Genomic DNA, 517 nt, shown 5'->3' with positions numbered 1-517 from the left:
ACCTACCTGTTTATGTCGATGGCAGTGTCGTTATCACCAAACACGCTCGACCAAGCTCGTGTGCTTGGTCAGATCATTACTGGCGTCGGCTTCTTGGGTGCTGGCGTGATGATGACGCTGGATGGCAAAATCCATGGCGTCACTTCGGCAGCCGTCATTTGGGTACTGGCTGGGCTTGGTTTGATGATCGGCCTCGGTTACTTAATGCAATCGGTCGTGATTACCTTGCTTGCGTTGAGCGTTCTGCTTGGCGTGGATAAAGCTGAAAACCGTATCAAGGCGTTACGTCGCGGTGTTCATCAAAAAATTCAGCAGCGCAAAACCTCCTCTCGCTTGATCAAATAAGAGAATGGTTGGCCTGTTTCAATTTTCCAATAAAAAAGCCCGCGAACATCGCGGGCTTTTTGGTATCTGGCTTTCGCTAAGATTATTTAGCGAAGTTGATGATAGGGAAACATTTGAAGAAGCCGTTATCCGCACAGTTCAACAGACCAATTTGAACGCCATCGATTTGGTC

The 517-nt window shown here is 48.2% G+C and carries 1 protein-coding gene; it reads left to right on the top strand.

Annotated elements, in window-relative coordinates:
- The coding region (locus R8O11_RS31275) for an MgtC/SapB family protein (protein ID WP_318195399.1) at nt 1-345 on the top strand (345 nt) is incomplete at its 5' end.
- Nucleotides 346-517: the final 172 nt, after the last annotated feature.

The organism is Vibrio sp. 1288 (genome assembly GCF_033344475.1).
The sequence above is the reverse complement of the archived record's forward strand: the minus strand, read 5'-3'. Positions and strand labels throughout refer to the sequence as shown.